Source organism: Methylobacterium sp. 1973 (assembly GCF_040545035.1).
GTDB lineage: Bacteria > Pseudomonadota > Alphaproteobacteria > Rhizobiales > Beijerinckiaceae > Methylobacterium > Methylobacterium fujisawaense.
Window position 1 is genome coordinate 213,290 of record NZ_JBEPLA010000005.1, and the last position, 21,499, is coordinate 234,788.

At 71.9% G+C, this 21,499-nt stretch carries 13 protein-coding genes; 6 read left to right on the forward strand and 7 right to left on the reverse strand.

Annotation, left to right across the window (positions count from 1 at the left end; translation table 11 throughout):
• The 6 genes from ABIC70_RS12270 to ABIC70_RS12295 all read right to left on the reverse strand — a co-directional run bounded on the left by ABIC70_RS12270 (position 1) and on the right by ABIC70_RS12295 (position 11,072).
• Positions 1-1,800, reverse strand: coding sequence for an extracellular solute-binding protein (locus ABIC70_RS12270; protein WP_354439831.1), 1,800 nt, complete (start codon positions 1,798-1,800; stop codon positions 1-3).
• 62 nt (positions 1,801-1,862) lie between these two features.
• A complete protein-coding gene (locus ABIC70_RS12275; protein WP_354439789.1) occupies positions 1,863-3,776 on the reverse strand; it encodes an extracellular solute-binding protein in 1,914 nt (637 codons plus the stop codon).
• 150 nt (positions 3,777-3,926) lie between these two features.
• Positions 3,927-6,011 carry a membrane protein gene (locus ABIC70_RS12280; protein ID WP_043381197.1) on the reverse strand — a complete coding sequence of 695 codons (2,085 nt, stop codon included), beginning with the start codon at positions 6,009-6,011 and terminating at the stop codon, positions 3,927-3,929.
• A 214-nt stretch (positions 6,012-6,225) separates the two neighbouring features.
• A complete protein-coding gene (locus tag ABIC70_RS12285; RefSeq protein WP_354439790.1) occupies positions 6,226-9,045 on the reverse strand; it encodes a DUF4159 domain-containing protein in 2,820 nt (939 codons plus the stop codon).
• A gap of 7 nt (positions 9,046-9,052) precedes the next feature.
• The gene (locus ABIC70_RS12290) at positions 9,053-9,964 is read right to left on the reverse strand and encodes a DUF58 domain-containing protein (protein ID WP_043758949.1); all 912 of its coding nucleotides are present in this window, start codon (positions 9,962-9,964) and stop codon (positions 9,053-9,055) included.
• A gap of 103 nt (positions 9,965-10,067) precedes the next feature.
• Positions 10,068-11,072: an AAA family ATPase gene (locus ABIC70_RS12295; RefSeq protein WP_043381190.1), complete on the reverse strand. Its 1,005-nt coding sequence runs from the start codon at positions 11,070-11,072 to the stop codon at positions 10,068-10,070.
• A gap of 356 nt (positions 11,073-11,428) precedes the next feature.
• Here ABIC70_RS12295 and ABIC70_RS12300 point away from each other — a divergent pair, with 356 nt between their 5' ends.
• From ABIC70_RS12300 to ABIC70_RS12320, 5 genes are all read left to right on the forward strand, one after another.
• Complete coding sequence (locus ABIC70_RS12300; protein WP_043350000.1) at positions 11,429-14,575, forward strand: rhamnan synthesis F family protein; 3,147 nt, start codon at positions 11,429-11,431, stop codon at positions 14,573-14,575.
• Positions 14,576-14,594: 19 nt separating this feature from the next.
• Positions 14,595-16,127 (forward strand): glycosyltransferase family 2 protein, encoded by a 1,533-nt coding sequence (locus ABIC70_RS12305; RefSeq protein WP_354439791.1) that lies wholly within the window; start codon positions 14,595-14,597, stop codon positions 16,125-16,127.
• A 183-nt stretch (positions 16,128-16,310) separates the two neighbouring features.
• Positions 16,311-16,814, forward strand: coding sequence for a cupin domain-containing protein (locus ABIC70_RS12310; protein ID WP_043349987.1), 504 nt, complete (start codon positions 16,311-16,313; stop codon positions 16,812-16,814).
• 140 nt (positions 16,815-16,954) lie between these two features.
• Positions 16,955-18,094 carry an acyltransferase family protein gene (locus ABIC70_RS12315; protein ID WP_179697103.1) on the forward strand — a complete coding sequence of 380 codons (1,140 nt, stop codon included), beginning with the start codon at positions 16,955-16,957 and terminating at the stop codon, positions 18,092-18,094.
• A 43-nt stretch (positions 18,095-18,137) separates the two neighbouring features.
• Entirely contained in the window at positions 18,138-19,037 is a 900-nt protein-coding gene (locus ABIC70_RS12320) for a phosphatase PAP2 family protein (RefSeq protein WP_354439792.1), read from the forward strand.
• A 7-nt stretch (positions 19,038-19,044) separates the two neighbouring features.
• Here the strand turns inward: ABIC70_RS12320 and ABIC70_RS12325 are convergent, their stop codons facing one another.
• Positions 19,045-20,310 (reverse strand): FAD-dependent monooxygenase, encoded by a 1,266-nt coding sequence (locus ABIC70_RS12325; protein WP_354439793.1) that lies wholly within the window; start codon positions 20,308-20,310, stop codon positions 19,045-19,047.
• Between the two features lie 99 nt (positions 20,311-20,409).
• Between ABIC70_RS12325 and tesB the strand changes: the two genes are divergently transcribed.
• Complete coding sequence (gene tesB, locus ABIC70_RS12330) at positions 20,410-21,309, forward strand: acyl-CoA thioesterase II (RefSeq protein WP_078947062.1); 900 nt, start codon at positions 20,410-20,412, stop codon at positions 21,307-21,309.
• Positions 21,310-21,499: the final 190 nt, after the last annotated feature.

The following is a 21,499-nucleotide window of genomic DNA, read 5'->3' on the forward strand; positions in this document are numbered from 1 at the left end:
TCAGTCCCGGCCGATCCGCTTGGCCTTGTCGGCGTCGAACCACCACGTCCCGGGGGCGCCGAGATCGTATTTCGGCGGCGTGGCCGGGCGGCCGAACACGTCCCACAGGGCGAGGCGGTGGGTCGAGGCGTACCACATCGGCACCCAGTAGCGCCCGGCCCGCAGGACCCGGTCCAGGGCCCGGCAGGCGGTGGTCAGGTCCGCCCGCGACGTCGCGTCGGCGACGGCGGTGAGCAGCGCGTCGATCGCCGGGTTCGCGATCCCCGAGAGGTTGTTGGAGCCCGCGGTCCCGGCGGACCGGGAGCCGTAGGTCTCGCGCAGCTCCGCGCCGGGGGTGAGCCCGCTGCTGTAGCGGCGCGGCGTGACGTCGAAGTCGAAATCCTTGAGCCGCGCCTGGTACTGGGACGGGTCGACCGTGCGCAGGCTCGCCTTGATGCCGAGCAGGCCCAGGTTGCGGATGAACGGCTGCGTGACCGCCTGGAAGACCGGATCCTCATCGAGGAACTCGAGGGTCAGGGGCTGGCCGCCGGGCAGCATGAGGCTGCCACCCTGGCGGGTGCAGCCGGCCTCCCGCAGGAGCGCGTCGGCGCGCTTGAGCAGCGCCCGGTCCTGGCCGGACCCGTCGGAAACCGGCGGCGTCCAGGCCTCGCCGAATACCTCCGGCGGCAGGTCCTTGAACGGCTCCAGCAGGGCGAGTTCCTCGGCCGAGGGCTTGCCGGTCGCCTTGAGGTCGGAATTCTCGAAGAACGAGGCCGTGCGCGTGTAGGCGCCGTACATCAGATTGCGGTTCGACCATTCGAAATCGAAGCACAGGCCGATCGCCTCGCGCACCCGCGGGTCGCGGAACGCCGCGCGGCGGGTGTTGATCCACCAGCCCTGGGTGCCGCTCGGCCGGGCATCCGGCACCATCTCGCGGACCACGCGACCCTCGGTCATCGCCGGGAAATCGTATCCGGTCGCCCAGACCCGGGCGGTGAACTCCTCGCGGAACGTGAAGGCGCCGCTCTTGAACGCCTCGAACGCCACGGTGCGGTCGCGGAAATACTCGTAGCGGATCGCGTCGAAATTGTTCTGGCCGACATTCACCGGCAGCTCGGCGGCCCAGTAATCCGGCACGCGCTCCAGGCCGATGGACCGGCCCGGATCGACCGTGCCGACCCGGTAGGGCCCGGAGCCGAGGGGCGCGTCCAGGGTCGAGGCCTCGAAGTCCCGGCCGGCGTAGTAGGCGGCGGAGAAGAGCGGCAGCTGCGCTACGAACAGCGGCAGGTCCCGGGCGCGGCCCGGCGCGAAGGTCACCACCAGCCGCCCGTCGCCCTCGGCCCGGGCGTCGGTCATGGGCCGGATCACCTCGGCGATCTCGGGGTGGCCCTTGTCGCGCAGGAGCTTGAGGCTGAAGGCCGCGTCCCGCGCGGTCAGCGGCGAGCCGTCGTGGAACCGCGCCTGCGGGCGCAGGGCGAAGGTATAGGTCAGGCCGTCCGGACTGACCGTGACGGCGCGCGCCACCAACCCGTAGAGGGCGTCCGGCTCGTCGAGGGCCCGGACCATCAGGCTGTCGAAGGTCAGGGGCATGCCGGCGGCCCCGTCGCCGCGCAGCACGTAGATGTTGAGCGTGTTGAAGGTGTTGAGCGACTGGTTTCCTGTCGTCGCGGCGAGCTGCGCCGAGAAGCGCCCGCCGCGCGGCGCCATCGGGTTCACGTAGTCGAAATGCGCGAAGTCGGGTCCGTATTTCAGCTCGCCGAAGCTGGACAGGCCGTGGCGCTCGGCGGCGTCGGCCGCCTTGGCGCGGCGCCACGGCGGCATCGCCGCCAGGGCGCCGGCCCCGAGGACCAGCCCGCGCCGGGTCGGCAACCCGGGACCGCCCGTCAACGGGGCGCCCCGGTCTTGGTGGCCAGCTTCTCGTCGTACCACCACGTCGTCGGGAAGCCGGAGCTGGCATAGAGCGGCAGGATCGCCGGGTGGCCGAACCGGTTCCAGCGCAGCGTCCGCTGCTGGTCGGAGGACCATTGCGGGACGACGTAATCATGCGCCAGGAGCACGCGGTCGAGGGCCCGCGTCGCCGCGATCACGGTGTGCCGGTCCTTGGCGAAGATCACCTTCTCGATCAGGGCGTCGATGCCGGGATCCTTGATGCCGATCAGGTTGCGCGAACCGGGCTTGTCGGCCGCCGCCGAGCCCCAGTACTCGCGCTGCTCGTTGCCCGGCGAGAGCGACTCGCCCCACGACGTCGTGGTGACATCGAAATCGAAGTTGCGGATGCGGTTCTGGTATTGGGCCTGATCGATCACCCGGAGGGTGGCGTCGATGCCGATCAGCTTCAACTGCGCCGAGAACGGCAGGATCACGCGCTCGAACGTGTTCTGGAACTCCAGGAACTCGACGGTCAGCGGCTCGCCGGTCGCCTTGCTGACCATCTTGCCGCCGCGCAGCTCGAAGCCGGCCTCGCGCAGCAGGCCGACGGCCTCGCGCAGGTTCTTGCGCACCGCCTCCGGGCCGTCGTTGATTGGGTTGGCGTAGGGCGTGGTGAAGACGGCAGGCGGGACCTTGTCCCGGACGCTCTCGAGGATCGCCTTCTCCTCGCCCTCCGGCAGGCCCGATGAGGCGAGTTCCGAGCCGAAGAAGTAGGAGTTGATGCGCTTGTACAGGCCGTAGAACAGGGCCTTGTTCATCTCCTCGTAGTTCATCGCGAGGTTGAAGGCCCGGCGGACGCGCGGGTCCTTGAACTTGTCCCGGCGGGTGTTGAACGCGAAGGCCTGCATGATGCCCATGCCGCGCTCGGGGAAGGCCTCCTTGATCAGCCGCCCCTCCTTCACGGCCGGGAAATCCTCGTAGGCGGTCGCCCAGTTCCGGGCGATGTTCTCCACGCGGAAATCGTAGAGATCGCCTTTAAGCGCCTCGACCAGCACGGTGCCGTCGCGGAAATACTCGTAGCGCTCGGTGTCGAAGTTGTAGCGCCCGGCATTCACCGGCAGGTCCTTGCCCCAGTAGTCGGGGACGCGGGTGTAGGTCGTGGTGCGGCCCGGCTCGAACTTCGCGAGCCGGTAGGGGCCCGAGCCGAGCGGCGGCTCCAGGGTGGTCTCGGTGACGCTGCGCGGCTTGCCGTTGGCGTCCTGGGCGGTCCACCAGTGCTTGGGCAGGACGCGCAGCTGCCCGATCACCTGCGGCAGCTCGCGGTTGCCGGTCTCCGTGAAGGTGAAGGTCACCTCGCGCGGCCCGGTCACCGCGGCCTTGGCCACGGTCTGGTAATAGGCGGCGTAGAACGGGCTGTTGGCCTTCAGCACGTCGAAAGACCAGACCACGTCCTCGGGGGTGATCGGCTTGCCGTCATGCCAGCGGGCGTTTTCGCGCAGCCGGTACGAGACCGAGCCGAGATCGGGGGCGATCCGCACAGCCTCGGCGAGCAGGCCGTAGGAGGTGAACGGCTCGTCCGAGGACTCGGTCATCAGCGAATCGTAGATCTGCTGGATGCCGTTCTCGAGGTCGCCCTTCAGGCCGGCGACGACGATGTTGAAATTGTCGAAGCCGCCCTGGGCCCCGAACCGGACCATCCCGCCCTTGGGCGCGGCCGGGTCGGCATAGTCGAAATGCTTGAAGTCGGGGCCGTATTTCGGCTGGCCCATCAGCGTGATCGCGTGGGTCCACTGGCCGTTGGCGGCCGGCAGGGTGGCCGGCGTCGACGGCATCGCGACCGGTTCCTGCGCGTGGGCCGGACCGAGCTGGAGGCAGGCGAGGAGGAGCGTCGCGGCGAGGAGGCGTCGAGTCACGGTCTGCGCTGTCACGGGCAGGCTGTCTCCGTTGCATCGGGCCCGCGCGGGCGCGGACAACTCGAAAATATCAGGGGGTCATAGGACGCGGGCCGCCATCCGTCGACCATGCGGGGCCGCACGCCGCCCGGCGCGAGCGACGGCCATTCCCCATCCGAAGGCCTGTCACGCCGCCCGGCCCCGTCTGCCCTCGACCAGCCACATGGCGAGCAGGGCGGCCGCCAGGGCGGCCAGCGCCGCGAGGCCGAGTGCCAGGGGATAGACCTCGACGCCGCGGATATTGGCGCTGTCGCTCGGCCGGAAGCCGATCCAGTCGCTGCCCGCGAGGCGACCGCCTCGCACCAGGGCGAGGCGCGGGACCTGGATGCCGCCGCCGGCCTCGGCGACCCGGCGCACCGAGCCGCTCGATCCGTCGGCCACGGCCTTCAGGCGGTCGGTGTCGCTGAACACGTCGGCGAGTTCGCGCGGATTGGCCGGGCCGACGCTCACGAAGGCCACGAGGTTTCCCGAGCGCAGCGTGTGCAGCCCCAGTGTTTCCGCATCGAAGGTCGCCGTGAACAGACCCGGTTCACCGGGCTTCAAGGTGAGGGTCGTCACCTTGCCCGTGGGACCGGTGACGGTGACCGGCTCGGCCTGATCCGCCATGGTCTGGCGCTCCACCCGGACCTCGCGGCCGCGTCCGGTGGTCTGCGCGCGCAGCGCCTCTTCCTCCAGGGCCGGCTCCTTCATGAGCCAGTGGCCGAGGCGGCGCAGCAGATCCAGATACGGCCCGCCCTCCTGGTAGCCCCGGGCCCAGAGCCAGGCGTGGTCGGACAGGAGCAGGGCGACCCGGCCCTTGTCCTCGCGCGAGAGGGCGAGCAGCGGCAGCCCCTCGGCCCCCGACAGGATCGGCTGGATGCCGGGGCGGGTGCGCGCCTCCACGATGCGCAGCCAGTCGCCCCAGGCGGGCGGGTTCGCATCCGAGCCCGGCAGGGCCCGGGTCACCGGGTGGCGCTGGCCGACCTGCGTCGGCGTCGCCTTGTAGGGCTTCTCGACCACGCGCCCGTCCGGGTCGCCCGGCAGGATCCCGGCCAGCCGGGTGCGCGCCAGGCTCGCCGGTCCGGCGAATTCGGGCCCGGCCGCGATGAGGAGTGCGCCGCCCTCGCGGACGTAGCGGACGATGTTGTCGAAATAGGCCTGCGGCAGCACACTCTGATTGGCGTAGCGGTCGAAGATGATCAGGTCGAAGTCCTTGATCTTCTGGACGAACAGCTCGCGCGTCGGGAAGGCGATCAGGGAGAGTTCCGAGATCGGCGTGCCGTCCTGCTTCTCCGGAGGGCGCAGGATGGTGAAGTGGACGAGGTCGACATTGGCGTCTGACTTCAGAAGGTTGCGCCATGTGCGCTCGCCCTGGTGCGGCTCGCCGGAGACGAGGAGCACCCTGAGCTTCTCGCGGATCCCCTCGATGGGCAGGACCGCGCGGTTGTTCACCGTGGTCAGCTCGCCCGGCAGCGGCTCGACCTCGATCTCGACGACGTTCGGGCCGCCATGCTCGATGCGCAGGTTGAGGGAGAACGGCTTGTCGGTGGCGACGTCCCGCCGGCCGATCTCCTCGCCGTCGCGGCGCACGGTGACGACGGCGTGGCCGGTCCCGCCGCGCTCCATGACCTCGGCGCGGATCGTCAGATCCTTGCCGACGATGCCGAAGCGGGGCGCCTCCAGGAGCTTGATCTGCCGGTCGCGCTCGTCCGGATGACCGGTGACGAGGACGTGGAGCGGCGCCTTGATGCCGAGCTGCGCCAGGGAGGCGGGGATGTCGTGCACCACGCCGTCGGTGAGCATCACGATCCCGGCCAGGCGTTCCGGCGGCACGTCGGCGAGGGCTTGGCTCAGGGCCGTGAACAGCTTGGTGCCGTCATCGCCGTCCTTGGAATCCGGCACGTCGATGAAGCGGGGCTCGATGTCGGTGAGCGCACCGAACCGGCGCTGCAACTCGGCACGGACCGCGTCGGTCATCTGCGGCCGGTCGCCCAGGGCCTGGGATCCTGACCGGTCGACCACGATGGCGGCGACGTCCTTCACGGGCTCCCGGTCCTCGCGCACCAGCGCCGGGTTGGTGAGCGCTGCCAGAACGAGAGCGAGGACGAGCACGCGCAGCAGAGCGGTCCGGCCCCGGGCCAGGACGGCGAACACCGCCAGGACGACGACGATGACGCCCAGGACGGCGATCGCCGGCCAGGGGAGGAGGGGGGTGAAGCTGAGGCTCAGCATGATGGTCCGGCCTCCGGGATGCGTATGCGGGACAAGGCGGTCGACCGATCAAATCCCCTCAGCCTGAGGCGCCGCGTCGGCGGCCCCGAAGGAGGGCTCCAGGGATCGCCGAGACCTCTGGAGGGCTCCTTCGAGGCGCCCGCTGCGCGGCCGCACCTCAGGACGAGGACGATGGATGGGAGCACGCGCGGCCTTGGGAACGTCGCGACGGTCGTCACTGCCCCAGCCGCTCCAGCAGCGCGGGCACGTGGACCTGATCCGCCTTGTAGTTGCCGGTGAGCGTGTACATCACGATGTTCACGCCGCCCCGGAACGCCATCTCGCGCTGGCGCTGGTCACCGCCCACGACGGGATAGAGCGGCTCGCCCCGACGCCCCACCGCCCAGGCGGCGGCGAGGTCGTTGCTCGTGATGATGATCGGGCTCACGCCGTCACCGGCCCGGGCGGGACGGCGTTCGACGCCATCGGCGGCCGGTGGCAGAGCCTCCACCCAGGTCTGGCCGGTGGCGTAGCGACCCGGAAAGCTGTCCACCAGGTAGAACGCCTTGGTCAGCACGTGGTCGAGGGGCACCGGCTCCAGCTCCGGGACCTCGAGCGTCGCCAGCATCTTGCGGAGATACGCGGCCTCCGGGGTGGGCGGACCGCCGGGCCGGGCGGTGAGTCCGTCCCGGGTGTCGAATAGAACGGTCCCGCCGTTGCGCATGAACGCGTCGATCTTGCGGATCGCCACGTCCGAGGGCTGCGGCCGGTTCGGGGCGATCGGCCAGTAGATCAGCGGGTAGAAGGCCAACTCGTCCTTGGCCGGATCGATGCCGGCGGGCTCACCCGGCTCCAGGGCGGAGCGCGCGGCGAGCATCTGGGTCAGCCCGGTGAGGCCGGTCCGGCTCGCCTCGTCGACGGCGGCGTCGCCCGTGATCACGTAGGCGAGGCGCGTGACCAGTGCCGATTCGACGCCGTTCGGCCGGTTGGCCGGCGGCTCCTCGGCCTGGGCAGGGCGCACCGGCAGGGCGGCGAGCAGGAGCAGGGCGCCGAGAGCCAGAGCGACCGGCCGCCCGCGGAGGCGAGCCGCCAGGCCGCCGCGCCGCAGGAAGCCGCCGAGCCACAGGCCCGCCAGGGTGTCGAGGGCCAGCAGAAGCAGCGCCAGGGTGAACAGGCTCGGTCGCAGGTCCAGGGTCTCGGCGCCCGCCAGGGAGCCGAACCGGGCGCCGTCGAGGGCTGCGGCGTCGAGGGGCTTCAACCGATCATCCGGTTTCAGGGCGTTCACGCTGATGCCTCCGTCCGGCGGGCCGTAGAAGCCCGGCGGATGCTCAAGGGTCGCCCGGTCGGCGTAGTCGGCCGACACCGCGGTGGCCGAGGCCGGCGGCGAGCCCAATGCGCCGAACCCGTCGAGGGTCACCCGCGGGGCGAGCACCGGCGCGGTGGCCCGGGAAGGATCCCCCTGCACGGGTGCCGAGGCGCCAGCCAACGCCACGACGCGCCGGAGCATGTCGATGAACAGGCCCGAGAGCGGAAGGTTCGACCACGTCGTGTCGGCGGTGACGTGGAACAGCACGATCGTGCCCTGGCCGCGCTTCTGCGCGGTGACGATCGGGGTGCCGTCCTGGAGGGAGGCCCAGGTCCGATTCGGCAGGTCGCCGTCCGGCTCGGCCAGGATCTGGCGGCGCACGCCGATATCGGCCGGCGGCGTCAGGCCCGCGAAGGGGCTCTCGGGCGGGAACGGCGCCAAGGTCTTGGGGCTGTCCCACGAGAGGGTGCCGCCGAGCGTCCGGCCGCCCCGGCGCAACCGCACCGGCACCAGCGGATCGTTGCCGGCAGCGAGCCGCGGGCCGGCGAAGCGCAGCAGCATCCCGCCCTCCTTCACGAAGCTCTCGATCCGGGCGGTGGTCTTCTCGTCCAGCGCGCCGACATCGGCCAGAACGAGGACCGAGACTTGATTGTCGAGGAGCTGGTTGATCGACTCGGCGATCCCCTTGGCGCCCCGCGGCTCCTGAACGTCCGCGAAGGGCTGAAGCGCCCGGGACAGGTAGTAGGTCGGCGCCAGCAGGGGCTGTGCCTGGTCGAGGGTGCCGCCGAAGACGAGGCCGACCCGGCGCCGCTTGCCGCGCTCGTCCTGCAGCACCACCGCGCCGGCCGAGCGCTCGCCCGCGATCTCAAGCCGGCTGATGCTGTTGCGCAGCTCCACCGGCAGCTCGAAGGTCGCGTCCGCCTCGGTGGCGTCGGCCGCGAAGGCGAAGTCGCGCTCGGCGAGCGGCAGGCCCTTCTGGTCGAGCGCCCGGATCAAACCGGTATCGCGCCCGTTCGGCGCGGCCCGCAGGGCGTGCGTGACGAGCTTGCCGGCGTTCTCGGTGGCGGTGAGGGCCAGGGCCGGCGGCCTGTCGGCGCGCAGCACCGTGAGGGCGGCGCCCTTGTCGCCGGCGAGATCGGCGAGACCCTTTGCGAAGCGCGTATCGTTCGCGCCGGCGACGCCGTCGCTGATCCAGACGAGGGCGGCACCCCGGTTCTTGTCCAGGAACGTCTCGATCGTGGCGAGATGCGTGTCGCGGGCGGGGAGGATCGGGCGCGGCGCCAGGGCGCGCAGACGCTCCAGGGCGGCGGCCGGCGTCTTCGCCTCGAAGGCCGATGGCGCGTCGGCGAGCCCGATCACCGCCACCGGACGGCCGTCACGGGCCGCGCCCTCCACGGCGTCGGTGGCGACGCGCAGCCGGTCGCGCCAGTCGTGGGCGGCGGGGAAGCCGTTGTCGAGGAGCACGAGGAGGGCGCTGCGGCCGCCACCGGCCCCGATGCCCCCGGCATTCCAGACCGGGCCGGCCACCGCCAGGATCAGGGCGGCGGCGATCAGCAGCCGGAGGATCAGCAGCCAGGGCGGTGTCCGCGCCGGGGTCTGCCGCTGCGGCATCAGGTCCGCGACGAGCTTCAGCGGCGGGAAATTGATCCGCCGCGGGCGCGGCGGGGTCACCCGCAGCAGGAACCACAGGGCCGGCAGGCCGATCAGGGCGGCGAGCGCCAGCGGGGCGGCGAAGGTCAGACCCAGCATGGCCACCTCACTCCGTGCCGCGGGCGGCGATCAGCGTGGCGAGCCGCAGGGCCGCCTCGCTCGCCGGCCGGTCCGTCCGATGGATCGTCAGCGTCCAGCCCTGGCCGCGGGTGATCGCCGAAAGGGCGGCCCGGTGCTCGGCGATCCGGGCGCGGTAACGCGCCCCCCAGGCATCGGCGTCGCCGATATCGAGGCTGAGGCCGCCCTCCAGATCGTGCAGGACCGCCTGCCCGGTGAAGGGGAAGGTCTCCTCGATCGGGTCCACCACCATCAGGAGATGGCCGCGGCTGCCGCGGCCGGCGAGGTTCTGCACGGCGGCGGCGATCCGGTCCGGCGCGGTCAGAAAGTCGCCGATGAGCACCACCTCGTCGAAGCGGGCGGGATTGGCCCGAGGCGGCAGGTCCTGGGTGAGGCCCGCAGGGTCGGCCACCAGCGCCTGGGCGAGACGCTCGACGATCCCCCGCGACGCGCTTGCACGGGTCAGCCCGAGGAGGCCCACCCGCTCGCCGCCTTCGACGAAGGCGTCCGCCAGGGCCAGACCGAGGACCAGAGCCCGTTCGATCTTGGACGCCGACGCGAGATCGGAAACGAAGCCCATCGAGGCCGAGCGGTCGATCCACAGCCAGATGTTGTGGGCGGCCTCCCATTCCCGTTCGCGCACGTAGAGCCGGTCGTCCCGGGCCGAGCGGCGCCAGTCGACCCGGGCGGCGGCCTCGCCGGTGACGAAGGGGCGGAACTGCCAAAAGCTTTCGCCCGGTCCGGCCCGGCGGCGGCCGTGGAGGCCGTGGGCGAGCAGGCTCGACACGCGCCGCGCCTCCAGGACGAGGCGGGGCAACTTGTCGGAGAGGGCGGCCGCGCCCTCGCTCTCGCGCCGGCCGGGGGTGCGCCTGCCCGCGTCGAGGGCGTTCGTCGCCACCATCGTCAGCGCAGTCCTTCGGCGGGGTTCCGCGCTGACGACGGCTTTGGACCACGCATGTTCTTCACGTTCGCCGGCATCCGCCTCACTCGATACTGCCGAAGGCTCAGAGCTTCTCCGCAAGCTTGGCGATCAGGCCCTCGATGGTCTCGCCGTCGGCGCGGGCGGTGTAGCTCAGCGCCATGCGGTGCTTGAGCACCGGCTCGGCCAGCGCCTTCACGTCGGCCACGGAGGGCGCGACCCGGCCCTCGATCAGGGCCCGGGCGCGGGCGGCGAGCGTCAGGGCCTGGCTGGCGCGGGGGCCCGGCCCCCAGAGGAGCTTGTCCTTCACCAGGGCGTCGCCGCTATCCGGCCGGGCCGCGCGGACGAGGTCGAGGATCGCCTCGACCACGGCCTCCCCCACCGGCAGCCGGCGCACGAGGCGCTGGGCGGTGAGCAGCTGCTCGGTGGACATCACCGCGCGCGGCCGCGCCTCGTCGACGCCGGTGGTCTCGATCAGGATCCGCCGCTCGGCGGCGCGGTCGGGATAGCCGACGTCGATCTCCAGAAGGAACCGGTCGAGCTGTGCCTCGGGCAGGGGGTAGGTGCCCTCCTGCTCGATCGGGTTCTGCGTCGCCAGCACGTGGAACGGCCGCGGCAGGTCGTGGCGGGCGCCCGCCACCGAGACGTGGCCCTCCTGCATGGCCTGGAGCAGGGCCGACTGCGTGCGCGGGCTCGCCCGGTTGATCTCGTCGGCCATCAGGAGCTGCGTGAAGACCGGCCCCTGCACGAACCGGAAGGCGCGGCGACGCTCGGCATCCTCCTCCAGGATCTCGGTGCCGAGGATGTCGGAGGGCATCAGGTCCGGGGTGAACTGCACGCGCCGCGCGTCGAGGCCCAGCACGGTGCCGAGCGTTTCCACGAGCTTGGTCTTGGCCAGCCCCGGCAGGCCCACCAGCAGCCCGTGGCCGCCGGCCAGGATGGTCACGAGGGCGAGATCGACGACCTTCTCCTGGCCGAAGATCACCCCGTGGATCGCCTCGCGGGCCGCGCCGACGGCAGCGAGGCAGCTCTCCGCGGTCGCCACGATGCCGTCGTCGAGGGTCGTGGCCGGGCTGATCCCCTGCGTCATGCCGCTATCCATCTCCTGTCCGGAGCCCCGCGGGACCCCTCTGGCCATTCCGACAAGTGTGGGGCTTCTGGTGCCGGGCTGGCAAGGTCGGGATCGCCGCACGCCATCGTCGCACGATTTTGCCCGGATGATTCGGTCCGCGGCGCCGCTATCGCGGCGTGGACCCGACACCACAACCCGAAGCGAAACCGCCTCCCCGGGCGCAGGTCTTGGCGTCGGCGACCCGGACCTTTAGGAAGGCGCCCAAGCCGGGGCGGTCCTCACCCGCGACCGCCGGGCCGGCCGAACCCTCTGATGTCTCTCGCGGATCGCGGCGTGGGCAGCTTTGCGGGCTTCCCGCGTATCCGGACCTGACCATGCGCCTTCGAGATGTGTTCGTCGTCGGATCGTCGGAGAAGGCCGGCCTCGCCGGTGCGGCGCAATCCCTCGCGCGCCCGCTGACCCGGCGCCTGAAGCGCCGCCGCCGCAGCGAGCCCCGTCAGGCGGACCTCGTCCGCGCGGTCAAGGAATCCGGCCTGTTCGATCCGGCCTGGTACGCGCGGCGCTATCCCGACGTCGTCGGCGAGGGACTCGATCCCGCGCTCCACTACGCGGTCCATGGCGGCCGCGAGGGCCGCTGGCCGCACCCGCTGTTCCACGGCGATCTCTACCTCGATTCCGTTCCCGGCCTCCGGGCCGAGGGCATCAACCCGCTGCTCCACTATATCGACCGCGGCGCCGCGGCGGGTCTCCGGCCCAACCCCCTGTTCGATCCGGACTGGTACGCGGAGCGCTATCTCGGCGGCGCCGAGCACCGCGCCCGGGCGTTCTCCGATTTCCTGTCCCGGTCCGACACCGACCCGTCGCCGCTGTTCGACACCGCCTGGTACCTGTCCCGCTACCCGGATGCCCGCGCGGCCGGCGGCAACGCCCTCAGCCACTTCTTCGAGACCGGCCGGAAGCAGGGCTACCTGCGCAACCCGGAGGAATTCGCCGGCCTGTCCCGGCATGTCGACCTGATCCGCCGGTCGGGCCTGTTCGACGCGGCGTTCTACCGGGCGCGCTGCCCCGAGGCGGAGACCAGCGGGCTCGAGCCGCTGGAGCACTACGTGATGGCCGGCGGCTACCGCCGCTACGCGCCCCATCCGCTGTTCGATCCCGACTGGTACGCGGCGCAATCCGCCGCGGTCCGGGCCGACAGCCTCAACCCCCTGGTCCACTACCTGGAGCACGGCGCCGCCGAGGGGCTCGATCCCGGGCCCTGGTTCGACACGCGCTGGTACGCCGAGACCTACTTGGCGACCCGCGCGGCCGACGACGCGGCCGGGCAGAACCCGCTGGCGCATTTCCTCGCCGATGGCGGGCGCACGACGAGCCCGTCGCCGCGCTTCGACGCGCCCTGGTACCGCGCCCGCTACCCGAAGGTCGCCGCGCTGGGCCTCAACCCGCTGGTCGACTACGTCACCACCGGCCTGGAGGCCGGCCGCCTGACCCGCCGCGTCCCCGGCGCCGCTGTGCCGGAAGCCTCCGACGCGCGCCTCTCCTGCCTGAAGCGCACGGCCCGCCGGCACGGCCGCACGGCCCTGTTCATCACCCACTGCCCCGAGGGGCGGATCCGCGGCCATGTCGAGCCCTACTTGAGGGCCTTCGCGGAGAACGGGACCGACCTCGTCCTGATCATCGCCGCCGACCAGCACAAGAACGCCGTGCCCCAGGCGATCCTGGATCTCTGCGCCTCCGTCTATCTCCGCGAGAACCGTGGCTTCGACTTCGCCGCCTGGGCGCATGTCCTCCTAGAGGACACCGACCTCCTCGATTCCGAGACGCTCTACCTCGCCAACGACAGCCTCGTCGGGCCCCTCGACCGCGCCGACTTCGCCGGCCTGCTCGCCAAGATCGACGCCTTCCCGGAGGCGGTGATCGGGCTCGCCGACAATTTCTACTACAGCCACCACCTCCAGAGCTTCTTCCTGGCCCTGAAGAAGCGCTGCCTGTCCTCCTATGCGTTCAGCCAGTTCCTCCAGGCCGTGGCGAACTGGCCGGACAAGAACGCGGTGATCACCGAGTGCGAGCTGACCTTCTCGGGACGGATGCGCGCCGCCGGCCTCGGTATGCGCAGCCTGTTCTCGGCCCAGAACAAGCACATGTCGCTGGTCAACGACCCGCGCAACAACCGCACCCTGTTCGACTGGGAGAACATGCTGGCCCAGGGCTTCCCGTTCGTGAAGCGCTCGCTGCTGGGCGAGCACGCCGCGATCGGCGGGGCGGCGGTGCGGGAGGCGATCGCCGAGCGCGGCTTCGACCTCGACCGGCTCGACGTGACCTACACGTATCCGGGCGGCAGGGTCTGGGCGGACCTGCGCAAGCCCCAGGCGCCGGAGCGGCCGCTGCGCGTCGCCTTCGTCTCACCGATGAACTACGCCAACGGGCTCGGCGTCGCGGCCCGCAGCTACGCCCGCGCCCTGCACCGCGCGCCCTTCGCGCTGAATGTCCACCCGATGGAGCGGCCGTTCCACGTCCATGCCCGGGTGGCGCCCGCGTGGCAGGCCCGGACCTTCTCGGGGCCCGCGGACGTCGCGCTGGTGCACTTCAACGGCGACAGCTGGCACTCGCTGATGAGCGACCGGCAGCGGGCGATCGCCGCGGCGGCGCGGCTGAAGATCGGGCTGTTCGTCTGGGAGACCTCCCACGTGCCCGGCGGCTGGCTGCCCACCGTCGACGGCCTCGACGCGATCTGGGCCCCCACGGAGTTCTGCGCGGCGATCTTCCGGCAGATCACCGACATCCCGGTCGACGTCGTGCCCTACGTGGTCGAGAACGAGGCCGGCGAGCCGGCGAGCGCCGCCGCCAAGGCGAACCTGCGCAAGGCCTTCGCCATCGACCCGTCCAAGCGGGTGATCCTCTACGCCTTCGACGGCTCGAGCTATCTCGCCCGCAAGAACCCGCACGCCCTGATCCGGGCCTTCCGGGCGGCCGGGCTCGGGCAGGCGGGCTGGCAACTGGTGCTGAAGACCAAGCACGTCTTCGACCTGCCCGAGGAGGGCAAGAAGCTCCTCGACCTCGTCGGAACGGCGGGCGACGTGGTGGTGATCGACCAGCCGCTCTCCCAGAACGAGCTCGGCGCGCTGTTCGACCTCTGCGCGGTCTACGCCTCGTCGCACTCCTCGGAGGGCTTCGGCCTCACGATCGCCGAGGCGATGGAGATGGGCAAGGTCGTGGTCGCCACCGATTACGGCGGCTGCCGCGACTTCCTCGACGCCACCTGCGGCTTCCCCGTGAAGGCGGAGGTCACGGCCCTCGACCAGACCTACGGCCCGTATCTGCGCGGCGCCGAATGGGGCCAGGTGGACGAGGCGGACCTCACCCGGGCCCTCAACGACGCGGCCCGGGCGGTGACCGGCGGCGACGCGGCCCGGATCGGCGCCGCCGCAAGGGCGCGCATCCGCGAGCGGCTGTCCATCGGCGCGGTGGCGACCGCTATGGAGGCGAGCCTGACCCGCCTGCTCGCCGCCGAACGGTCCTGATTCCCCGGAGACGCGACCCGTGTTGAAGAAGAAGCCGGTTCCGGCCCCGTCGGCCTCGTGGGGCACGCTCCCGTGGCCGGACGCGATCCTGCCGCTGCCCCTCGACGCGCAGGTCCGTCCCCTCGACGAGCGCCGGCTCGGCCAGATCGCGGCCGGTCAGATGCCCGCCTGCCGGGCCGTGTTCGTGGCTCCCGCAGCCTCCGAGCTGTGCCCCGACCTCGTGGCGCATCTCACGCGCGCGATGGCCGAGCGGCCCGATATCGGCATCTTCTACGGCGACGACGCCGTGGTGGACGGCGCGGGTCAGGTCCGCAGCGTCCATTGCAAGCCGACCTTCAACCCGGCCCTCCTCATGGCCGACGATTATATCGGCTTCCCCCTCCTCATCCGGGTCTCGGCCCTGGCCGGTCTGAGCCCGGATTTCGGGAAGCGCCACGGCAGCGCCGCGTGGTTCCGCGTCCTGCTCGGCGCGATCTCCGCCGGGATCGGCATCGACCGGATCCCCCAAACGCTGATCGCCTCGCCGCTGCAACGCCCGAAGGCGACGCGTACGGCCCGCGCCCACGCCCTCGACCGGTGGTTCGACGCGTCCGGCATGCCCCTGCGCGCCGTCCCCGGGCTGACCGCGGACACGCTGGAGATCCGCCGGACCCTCGACGCGCGGCCCGGCGTGACCCTGGTGGTGCCGACCAACCAGAGCCGCCCGAAGGACGATCAGGGTCGCGTCGTGGAGGGCGCCAAGCCGCATGTGATCAACCTGCTCGACAGCCTCGGCCGCAGCACCTACCCGGCCGACAGGATCCGCGTGCTGATCGGCGACGACGTGGCCGACGATGCGATCTATCGCGGGCGCTCCGACCGGTTCGCCGTGACCCGCCTGCTGACCACCCGAGCTCCGGGGGAGCGGTTCAACTACGCGGCCAAGATGAACACGCTCTGGCGCGCGGCCGAGACGGATCTCATCATCTTGATGAACGACGATCTCGTCGTGCGCCGGCCCGGCTGGATCGAGGCGCTCCTGGCCTTCGCGCTGGATCGCGGCGTCGGCGGGGTCGGCGGCCGGCTGCTGTTTCCCACGGGCAAGATCCAGCATGCCGGCATGACCGGCGGCATCTTCGACGTGTTCGCCCACCCCTGGTACAACCGGGACGCGGCCGAGCCGACCTACGGCGACTGGGCCCTGACGCAGCGCGACTGCTCGGCGGTGACCGGCGCGCTCTTCGCCACCCGCAAGGCGGTGCTGGAGGCCGTGAACGGCTTCGACGAGGCCTTCGCCCTCGACTTTAACGACGTCGACCTGTGCCTGAAGATGCGGCAGCTCGGCTACCGCATCGTCTACACGCCGTTCGCCGAGATGGCGCATCACGAGAGCGCCTCGCGGCAGACCAGCTTCGCGCCGGGCTCGCAGATCGCGCGCTTCCTGCGCCGCTGGGGCGACGTCATCGCGGAGGATCCTGCCTACAGCCCGCAACTGCGCATCGACACCGATGTCGTCGCCCCGCGGGCCGACGCGACGCGCTGGATCACGGAGCGCCGGGCCGACGCGGCCTGAGCCGGATCGCACGGGCGGCCCGGGCCGCGTCCGCCCCGGCGCGGGCGCATTAAGGACGACCCAAGAAGATCTTGGCGTTGTGCTGGAACAGGGTCGCCCGAGCCGCTACCCCTGCGCGGGCAATGCGCGGATAGTCTTGTCTTCGCCTGAAAGCGGGCCGCGCGCCGAGGTGCGGAGCTGACCGTGAAGAAGTTTCTCGTCGCCGCCGCCATCCTGCCGGTTCTGGTCGGCGCCGGCGCCTTCGCCGAGATCCGGCTGCACGAGCAGGGGCGTCCCGTCGCCAGCACGGCGATCCGGCCCGGCGGGGCCGCCTTTGCCCCGGCGCCGATCCCGGCGCACTGGGTCGTCGCGGGCGATCCGGTCACCGAGGTCGCGGAAGTCGCGCAGACCCACGACGGGAGCGCGCAGGTCTACCTGTGGCGCACCACGGCCAGCACGTTCCGCTGGACCCACCACGCCGACGAGATCGTCACCATCCTCGACGGCGAGGTCTTCATCACCGACGCGGATGGCCGGCGCCATCACCTGACGCCGGGCGACGTGGCGCATTTCCCCGTGGGATCCGTCCAGCTCTGGGAGGTGCCCCGGACGCTGCTGAAATCGGCGATCCTCAAGCATCGCAGCCCCACCCTGATCGAGGCGTCCCTGCGCTGGCTGCGCCGGGCCCGCGCCCTCGTCACCGGCTGAGATCAAGGCGCGGCCCGCCGGTGCGTCCCGACGCGCGGCGCTGCGCGGGCGCCGTCGAGGGTGGATTCCGCAAGCGGGTGATACGGCTTGCTAAAGCATGGCGCGGCATCATCCGGTCCCCGATGCCGCGAACCGATCTCATGGCCCGACACCGCGACACGCAGCTCGACGCCGCGCGCGGCCTCGCCGTGCTGCTGGTCCTCTTCGGCCACCTCCTGCAGCCCGTCTTCTACGGCCCGTCGGGGCCCAACCCGGGGCCCGCCCTCGCGGTCTGGCGGGTCATCTACGCCTTCCACATGCCGTTCTTCTTCCTGCTCTGCGGGATGGTCGACCGGGTCAGGGGGGATGAGGATATCGCCGCGGCGAGCCTCTCCGCCCTGAAGCTCGTCCTCACGGCGCTGGCGTTCAGCACCCTCGCGCTGATCCCGCCGCTTCTCGACGGCACCGTTTCGCCGGGGAGCGCACTCCTCGACATGCTGCGCGGCCGTGACCTCAGCCTGAGCGTGCTCTGGTTCCTGGTCGCCCTGGGGCTGGTGCGGGTGGTCTACGCCGCCGCGCTCGCCCTGGCCTTTCCCCATGCCTATTGGGTCGTTCTGGGCGCCGCCCTGGCCGTGTCCTGGATCTGCAGCGCGCAGGCCTTCCCGTTCTGGCAGATCCACGCGCTCCTCGGCGCCCTGCCGTTCTACGTCGCGGGCCGGCGGCTCGGCCGGCGCGCGCTCGACGCGTCCGCGCTGCTCGGCGTCTGCGGTCTGGCCGTGCTCCTCCTCTGCGCGCCGCGGAACTTCGTCCATGTCGCGACGGGGCAGTACGGCAACCCGGCGCTCTTCGCGGTCACGGCCGTGGCGGGCTGCGGGTTCATGCTGGCGGTCGCGGGCCGGCTGCGCGGTCCGCCGCGCGCGGTGGCGGCCTTCCTGGGGCGGACGAGCTTCGATCTCTACATCGTCAGCGGCGCCTTCCTGCTCCTGGCGCCGTATCGTCCGGACTGGGACAGGTGGGGTCTTCTGGTGCCGCTGGCCGCCGTCGGTCTGCCGCTGCACCTGCTGGCGGCCCTGTCGCTGCGAGGGCCGATCCGGGCCGTCCGCAGGGGCGCCGAGGGCGTGGTCGACGGGCTGGCCGGCCGATGGCGCCTGCGGGCTCGGATCGACGCGCCCGGGTCGACGCGGCGAAGCCGGGCTTTTCCGATGCGGATCCTTAAGACTTGTGCGGGACCATCCCCGGCCAGTCCGGCCTCAAGACCTTCGATGACAGCGCCACACGCGATCGGGCCCGATGTTCGCTGAGCGCCCCCGAGGTCGCGTCGGCAGCTGGCCTCTGATCGCCGCCATGCTGGTCGCGACCGGCGTCTGGATGGCGATCGCCGGGCTGCGCTTCGCCTGGGACAGCGCGCTCGTCACCCTCGGCGCCTGCCTGGGCCTCGAAGCCCTGGCGCTGATCTATCGCACGCGCCGTCCCGAACCGCGCATCGCGGCCACGCTCGACGGCCTGGCGCAGGTCATCGCCTTCAGCGCCTGCGCGGCCGCCCTGTCCTACGCCGTGGCGAGCACCGGCGGGCCGCTCTGGGACGCGACCTTTTACGCCTGGGACCAGCGGCTCGGTCTGGACTGGCGCGCCTACCTGGCCTTCGTGGACGGCCATCCGCGGCTCGGGCTGGTGCTCTCGCTCGCCTATCGCAGCCTGATCCTGCAGACCATGCTGGCGGTCATCCTGCTGGGCTTCAGCGGCCGGTTGCGGGCCCTGCAGGACTTCGTCCTCGCCTTCGCCATCGCCGGGACCGTGACGGTCCTCATCTCGGCGCTGACGCCAGCTATGGCGAACTTCGAGTTCCTGGGACTGTCTCCGGCAGACTTCCCCCAGCTGGAGCCGGCCGCAGCCGACGTCCATGTCGCGGATCTGACCGGCCTGCGCGACGGCACGCTCCGGACGATCTCCCTCGATCGTGTCGAGGGCATCATCACGTTTCCGAGCTTCCACGCGGCTTTGGGCGGCCTCTACATCTGGGCCTTCTGGAGCGTGCGCGCGGCGCGGTTCCCGGCCCTCCTGGTCAACGCCCTTCTCATCGCCGCCACGCCGATCGACGGGGGCCACTACTTCGTCGACGTGATCGCCGGACTGGTCGTCGCCGCCCTGGCGATCTGTGCCGCGCGGGCCCTCGGGGGGAGGCCGGCTCCGGAGGCCGACCGCCCGCTCGTCTCCGAGTCCGGTCCCGCTCCGGAGCGGGCCTGACGCCCGCTCAGAGCGCTTCGCCCCGCATCAGACGCGGCCGGGATCCGCGCGCGGCCGCGGCCTCGCCGATGAAGAAGCGCTTGAGCCCCGGCAGCCGGTCCACGATCCCGAGGCCGAGGTCGCGGGCGAGGCGCAGCGGCAGGGCGTCGTTCGAGAACAGACGGTTCAACCCGTCGGTGGCCGCCGCCATGGCGAAGCTGTCGAAGCGCCGGGCGCGTTCGTAGGCGCGCAGCACGTCGGGTCCGCCGGGATCGAGCCCGAGACGCAGCGCTTCGGTCACGGCCTCGGCCAAAGCCGCGGCATCCGCGAGCCCGAGATTGAGGCCCTGGCCGGCGATCGGATGGATCACGTGGGCGGCATCGCCCAGCAGGGCGACGCGCTCGGCCCGGAAGGCACGGGCGATGCCGAAGGCCAGGGGATGCCGGCTCGGGCCGTGCTCCAGCGCGAGGGTCCCGAGATCCAGGGTGAACCGCCGCTCGATCTCGGCCAGCACCTCGTCGGGCCCGCCGGACAGCAGGGCCTCGGCGTCGTCCGAACGTTCGGTCCAGACGATGGAGGAGCGGTGCCCCAGGGGGCCGCCGTCCCGCAGCGGCAGGATCGCGAACGGGCCGGCGGGCAGGAAATGCTCGACGGCGCGTCCCCCGTGCGGCCGGGCATGGCCGATGGTCGCCACGATGCCGACCTGCGGGTAGGACCAGCCGACCCAGCCGATCCGCGCCGCCTCGCGCAGCCGCGAGCGCGCCCCGTCGGCGGCCACCAGCAGATCGCCCCGCAGGGTCTCGCCGGTCGTCAGCACCGCACCGATCGCCGCACCCTCCGGCACCGCGCGCATGACTCCCGCGGCGACGATCGACACCCCCGCCCCCCGGCAGGCCTCCGCCAGGGCTTCGGCCAGCGGTTCCGCCTCGATCATGTGGGCGAAGGGTTCGCCGGGGTCGCGGTCGTCCTCCGCCTCGCGGCCGAAGGTCAGGAAGACGGGCCGCACCGGGTCGGCGAGGCGGCTGTCGCTGATGACCATCTCGGTGATCGGCTCGGCCGCCTCCGCGACGCGGGGCCACAGGCCGAGGCGGTCGAGCATCCGCCGGCCGCCCGCCGCGAGGGCGTAGGCGCGGCCGCGATGCCGCCCGGGATCGGCGCGGCCCGGATCGATCACCGTCACGGCGAGCGCCGGTCCATGGGCCTGCTTGAGCGCCAGGGCCAGGGCGAGGCTGGGCAGGCCGCCGCCGGCGATCAGGAGGCGGCGGCTGCCGGGTCGGAACGTCTCGGCCGTCATCGTGGCGGATCTCCTTCGGTCGCGCATGCGGGACGCGTGGATTGGTGCATTCGAAAAGCCTATGTCGCACGCGGACAACGAACGGAAACCCCGCGGGTCATGACCGACGCCAACACCGACGCGATGACGGATGCCGTCGCCGAGCTGATCGCCATCCTCGATCTGGAGCGCCTGGAGGTCGACCTGTTCCGCGGCCAGAACCCCAAGACGGGCTGGCGGCGGGTCTTCGGCGGGCAGGTGGTGGCGCAGGCGCTGGTCGCCGCGACCCGGACGGTGCCGGACGACCGCCCGGCCCATTCCCTCCACGCCTACTTCCTCCTGCCCGGGGACCCCCGGACGCCGATCGTCTACGAGGTCGAGCGCATCCGGGACGGACGGAGCTTCACGACCCGCCGGGTCAAGGCGATCCAGCACGGGCGGGCGATCTTCGCCACGACCGTCTCCTATCAGGTCGTGGAAGAGGGCCTGACGCACCAGCCGGCGATGCCCGCGGTGGCCGGACCGGAGGGGCTCCTCGACGGCAAGGCCCTGGCGGCCGCCGGCGGCACCGGGATGCCGGAGGCGATCGCGGCCTATTTCGGTCGCGAGCGGCCGATCGCCCTGCGGCCGGTCGACCTGAACCGCTACCTGCCCGCGGGCGCGGGCGGCCGGGCCCCCGACCCGATCTTCAATGTCTGGCTGCGCGCGGCCTCGGCGCTGCCGGACGATCCGGCGCTTCATCGGGCCGTGCTGGCCTACGCCTCCGACATGACCCTGCTCGACGTCTCGCTGATCCCGCACGCCCGGTCGGTGTTCGATCCGGCGATCCAGGCCGCGAGCCTCGACCACGCGCTCTGGTTCCACCGGCCCGTCCGGATCGACGACTGGCTCCTCTACGCGCAGGACAGCCCGGTCGCGGGCGGCGCCCGCGGCTTCGCGCGGGGCCAGATCTTCGACCGGGCCGGCAACCTCGTGGCCTCGGTCGCCCAGGAGGGTTTGATCCGCCCGATCCGGGATTAAATCGCGATCCGGCGCGTGCGTTGCCGATCCGCAACATCATTGTGTGCACGGAATCGTGCAGTTTGCCTGATCGTTGTGCGGCTCCTGCGCCGGGTCTGCCCGGGATGTGATCGATCCGGGCTAATCGATGGGCAGAATGACGATCCGCGAAAATGTTCCCAGCCAAGCGCGACTGGCATAGTCCTTGAAT

Excerpts from the sequence above, each read along its gene's own strand:
- ABIC70_RS12280 (WP_043381197.1), bottom strand. The coding sequence starts at position 6,011 with ATGCTGAGCCTCAGCTTCACCCCCCTCCTCCCCTGGCCGGCGATCGCC.
- tesB (WP_078947062.1), top strand. The coding sequence starts at position 20,410 with ATGACCGACGCCAACACCGACGCGATGACGGATGCCGTCGCCGAGCTG.
- ABIC70_RS12320 (WP_354439792.1), top strand. The coding sequence starts at position 18,138 with ATGCTGGTCGCGACCGGCGTCTGGATGGCGATCGCCGGGCTGCGCTTC.
- ABIC70_RS12300 (WP_043350000.1), top strand. The coding sequence starts at position 11,429 with ATGCGCCTTCGAGATGTGTTCGTCGTCGGATCGTCGGAGAAGGCCGGC.
- ABIC70_RS12315 (WP_179697103.1), top strand. The coding sequence starts at position 16,955 with ATGGCCCGACACCGCGACACGCAGCTCGACGCCGCGCGCGGCCTCGCC.
- ABIC70_RS12285 (WP_354439790.1), bottom strand. The coding sequence starts at position 9,045 with ATGCTGGGTCTGACCTTCGCCGCCCCGCTGGCGCTCGCCGCCCTGATC.
- ABIC70_RS12270 (WP_354439831.1), bottom strand. The coding sequence starts at position 1,800 with ATGCCGCCGTGGCGCCGCGCCAAGGCGGCCGACGCCGCCGAGCGCCAC.
- ABIC70_RS12295 (WP_043381190.1), bottom strand. The coding sequence starts at position 11,072 with ATGACGCAGGGGATCAGCCCGGCCACGACCCTCGACGACGGCATCGTG.
- ABIC70_RS12325 (WP_354439793.1), bottom strand. The coding sequence starts at position 20,310 with ATGACGGCCGAGACGTTCCGACCCGGCAGCCGCCGCCTCCTGATCGCC.
- ABIC70_RS12290 (WP_043758949.1), bottom strand. The coding sequence starts at position 9,964 with ATGGTGGCGACGAACGCCCTCGACGCGGGCAGGCGCACCCCCGGCCGG.